General features: G+C 71.6%; 3 protein-coding genes and 1 pseudogene. All 4 read right to left on the bottom strand.

All coding sequences use genetic code 11. From position 1 onward, the window contains the following. On the bottom strand, positions 1–2,052 hold a 2,052-nt coding region (ftsH, locus tag ACTIR_RS0115975; protein ID WP_026455033.1), incomplete at its 3' end, for an ATP-dependent zinc metalloprotease FtsH. Positions 2,053–2,296: 244 nt separating this feature from the next. Next, positions 2,297–3,085: an ESX secretion-associated protein EspG gene (locus ACTIR_RS0115970; protein WP_007025426.1), complete on the bottom strand. Its 789-nt coding sequence runs from the start codon at positions 3,083–3,085 to the stop codon at positions 2,297–2,299. A 139-nt stretch (positions 3,086–3,224) separates the two neighbouring features. Continuing rightward, positions 3,225–4,016 carry an ESX secretion-associated protein EspG gene (locus tag ACTIR_RS0115965; protein ID WP_026455032.1) on the bottom strand — a complete coding sequence of 264 codons (792 nt, stop codon included), beginning with the start codon at positions 4,014–4,016 and terminating at the stop codon, positions 3,225–3,227. Positions 4,017–4,019: 3 nt separating this feature from the next. Next, positions 4,020–4,227: pseudogene (locus tag ACTIR_RS0115960) on the bottom strand (hypothetical protein); the annotation flags it as partial.

Below are 4,227 nucleotides of genomic sequence, written 5' to 3'. Positions count from 1 at the left end.
CACACCGGTCGCGGCCGGACCGGCGCCGGTGCCGATCGAGGCGGGTTCCGGCTCCGGTGCGGGCTCCCGCCCGCCGGACTCGCGCTCCTCGTCCTCCGGGGGCAACGGCTCGCCCCGTTCGGCCGCCAGCTCCCGCGGTGTCTTGATCGGCGGCTTCTCCGAGGGGAGCCGCTCGCCGAACTCGTTGAACGTGGTGATCCGCGGGCGCTTCACCACCTCGCTGAAGATGCGTTCCAGGTCGCGCCGCTGGAGGGTCTCCTTGTCCAGAACCTCGCGCACCAGGTCGTCGAGCACGTCGCGGTAGGTGTTGAGCACCTCCCACGCCTCGGTGTGCGCCGTCTCGATGAGCTTGCGCACCTCCTCGTCGATCTCGTGCGCGACCTCCAGCGAGTAGTCGGCCTGCCTGCCCGCCGAACGCCCGACGAACGGGTCGCCCTGCTCCTGGCCGTACTTCACCGCACCGAGGCGGGGGCTCATGCCGTACTCGGTGACCATCGCCCTGGCGATCTTGGTCGCCTGCTCGATGTCCGAGGACGCGCCGGTGGTCGGCTCGTGGAACACCAGTTCCTCGGCGGTGCGCCCACCCATCGCGAACACCAGCCGCGCGATCATCTCGGACCGCGTCATCAACTGCTTGTCGTCCTCGGGCACGACCAGCGCGTGGCCGCCGGTGCGGCCCCGCGGCAGGATCGTGAGCTTGTAGACCGGTTCGATGTCCGGCATCGCCCACGCGGCCAGCGCGTGTCCGCCCTCGTGGTAGGCGGTCATCTTCTTCTCGTGCTCGGAGATGATCCGGCTCTTCCGGGCCGGACCGCCGATCACCCGGTCCACCGACTCCTCGAGGGCGTGGTCGGTGATGACCGTGTTGTGCTCGCGGGCCGTCAGCAGCGCCGCCTCGTTGACCACGTTCGCCAGGTCGGCGCCGGACATGCCCACGGTGCGCTTGGCCAGTGCCTCGATGTCGGCGTTCTCGGCGAGCGGCTTGCCCTTCGAGTGGACCTGGAGGATCTGCATCCGGCCCTTGAGGTCGGGGGCCTGCACCGGGATCTGCCGGTCGAACCGGCCGGGCCGCAGCAGCGCGGGGTCGAGGATGTCCGGGCGGTTGGTCGCCGCGATCAGGATGATCCCGCCACGCGAGTCGAACCCGTCCATCTCGACGAGCAACTGGTTGAGGGTCTGCTCCCGTTCGTCGTGGCCGCCGCCCATACCGGCGCCGCGTTGCCTGCCGACGGCGTCGATCTCGTCGACGAACACGATGCAGGGTGCGTTCTGCTTGGCCTGCTCGAACAGGTCGCGCACGCGGGAGGCACCGACACCGACGAACATCTCGACGAAGTCGGAACCCGAGATCGTGTAGAAGGGCACGCCCGCCTCACCGGCGACGGCACGGGCGAGCAACGTCTTCCCGGTGCCGGGCGGGCCGTAGAGCAGCACACCCTTCGGGATCTTCGCCCCCAGCGACTGGTACCGCGCCGGTCCCTGCAGGAAGTCCTTGATCTCGTGCAGTTCCTCGACGGCCTCGTCGGCCCCGGCCACGTCGGTGAACGTCGTGGTCGGCATGTCCTTGTTCAGCTGCTTGGCCTTGGACTTGCCGAAGTTCAGGACCCGGTTGCCGCCACCCTGGGCGTTGTTCATCATCCAGATGAGCAGCCCGACCAGCAGCAGCAGCGGGATCATGTAGATCAGCAGCTGGGTGAGGAACGAGTCCTCGGTGACCGTCGTGTTGAACTCGACGTCGTCCTGCCCGGTCCCAGAGTTCAACAACCCGTTGTAGAGCTGGGTGGACGCCCCGGCGGGGAACTTCGTGATGACCTCGGTGGCCTGTTGGCCGTCGACCGCGACCGGGTTCTCGAGATGCAGCTTGAGCTGCTGTTCGCGATCCTCCAGGGTGGCCTCGGTGACGTTGCCCGAGTTGATCTGCTCGACGGCCTGCGAGGTGGGGACCTCGGTGTAGCCACGATCGCTGTCGGCGAGCGTGCTGATGCCGAAATAGAGCAGCAGGGCCACCGCTATCCACAGCAGTGGGTTCTTGAGCAGGCGCTTGCGGTCCATTCGATCCGGCCGTGGTGGCCTCGACCCTCCCTGGCTAGGCGGTAGGTTGTGACATCCGCCGTCGCGGTGTTCGACAATACGCGGGCGCTACGGAACTCACCGTCCCACCAGCGTACCGCCCGGCCCGCGGTACCGGCCGAGCGATCCTGCCGTGGTCAACGGTGGCCGCGGCCGTGGTGTTCCCGCGTCCGGACGTCGGCGGGGTCACGATCGCCCAACGGCCCGCCCCGCAGCGACGGGTGGGTCAGGGCGCGACCTCGGCCAGCGCCTCGCCGATCCGTGTCCGCAGGGTCTTCGCGTCCGCCGGGGCGACGGTGACCCATTCCCGGCCGTCGGGGCCCTGCCGGGACAGGCTGAGGTACCGGCCGGTCGCCGTGTCGAACCAGGCCAGGACCGGGGAGCGGTGCCGACCGCCCACCTCGTCCCGGCTGTTCGCGGCGAGCTGACCGCCACGCAACCGGGGCTGCGCGATCAGATCCGCGTACGCCTCACCGGGGTCCTTGGCCCGCTCGGCGAGGCTCGTGCGGCCGCGACCGCCCCGGCGGTCGGACCCGGCCTCCGCCTCACCGACCACCCCGGCGCGGGAGGGTCGGGTGCGCAGGGCCGTCTCGATCGGCAGGGTGATCGACGCCTGGGTGCCCCGCCCGCTCGCGGGCAGCAGGTCCACGACCGCGGAGGCGAGCCCGTCGGGGTACACCGTCCGCAGCCGTATGCCGTCGGCGTCCTGCACCGCGAGCACGGCCCGGTCGCCGTCCGAGGCGGCCAGCGCGCCCACCGGGGGTGCCTGGAACTCGGGGATGTGCAGCGCGTCGACACTGAACGACGGCCGCGCCAGCACGGCGAGCGACTCCTCGATCCGGGGGTCCGGGAGGCCGCGCGCGGCGAACTCCTCGTCGACCCGCTGCCGGAGCATCCCGCGTTCCTGGTCCGTCTCCCCGTGCGAACGGATCCGGAGCGGATACGGCAGCTCGCCGACGCCCGCCGACTCCCACAGGAAGTCGAAGGCGACCGGTGTGAAGAACTCCTGCATCATCACGATTCCCCCGGTTGACTCGGTCGATGGGATCCCACCCGGCGCGGTGCCCCGACGCACCTTACCGGGGTGTGTGCCGTGAAGGACCCCTTCACGGCACCCTGCGCAGGGAGGGGGGCCTTGACGGCGACGCCGCCGGTCACAGGTGGGCGGTCGTCCTGGTCGCGGCCGTGGCCAGCATTTCCGCGAGGCGGTGGCGGAGGGTGGGGGCGTCGGCGGGGGCGATGATGATCCAGTCCCGGCCGTCCGGCCCCGTGCTCGCCTGGGTGAGGTAGCGGCCGGTCTCCGTGTCGAACCAGCTCAGCACGGGAGCCCGGGACCTGCCGCCCGCGGCCGCGCGGGCGTTCGCACCGATCTGACCACCGCGTTCGCGGGACTGGGCGTGCAGTCGTGCCAGCGCCTTGCGGTCCTCGTCGGCGCGGGCGGTGCTGCCGTCGGTGGTGGTCGGCCTGCGCTGCATGAAGTCCGCCCCCGGCCCGGTCACCAACTGCTCCAGCGGCACGGTGATGGACTTCTCGCTCCCACGCGGCGCCGCGGGCAGCTGCCCGACGATCGCACCGGCCAGCCCGTCCGCGGGCACCGGTTCGAGCTGCAACGCGCCCTGCTCCTGCACGGCGAGCACGCCGTGCCCGTCGGACGCGGCGGCGACGGCCAGGCGCGGCTGCGCGTCCGGGGCGCTGATCTGCACCGAGTCCAGGCTGTGCTCCGGCGAGGCCAGCACCCCGAAAGCGTTCTCCAGATCCGGGACCGGCCTGCCCCCCGGGTCGGCGAGACCACGGTCGGCGAGGTCGGCGAACACGTCGTGGCGCATCGCGGACCGCTCCTCCAGCGTCCACCCGTGGGACCGCGCCCGGAGCGGATACGGCAGATCACCGAGACCGCTCGACTCCCAGAGGAAGTCGAGTTCGGCCTCGGTGAGCCGCGCCCGCACCGGCTACCGCTCCTCGTCCTCGGGCCCCCAGGCACCGAGCACCGGTGGCGCCGCCGACCCGGTGGCACCGAAGGTCTCGTCCGGGTCCGGTTCGATGAGGAACGAGGCGTGCTGGGTGCGGTCCTGCTCGTCGTCGCCCCCGGCGGTGGCACCCGCGCCGCCCGCGCCCAGGGGCATGCCCGTCATGCCGGGGCCGCCGACCGGCGGCGGA

It is taken from the genome of Saccharomonospora iraqiensis subsp. iraqiensis (assembly GCF_000430445.1).
In the GTDB taxonomy this organism is placed as follows: Bacteria; Actinomycetota; Actinomycetes; order Mycobacteriales; family Pseudonocardiaceae; genus Saccharomonospora; species Saccharomonospora iraqiensis.
The sequence above is the reverse complement of the archived record's forward strand: the minus strand, read 5'-3'. Positions and strand labels throughout refer to the sequence as shown.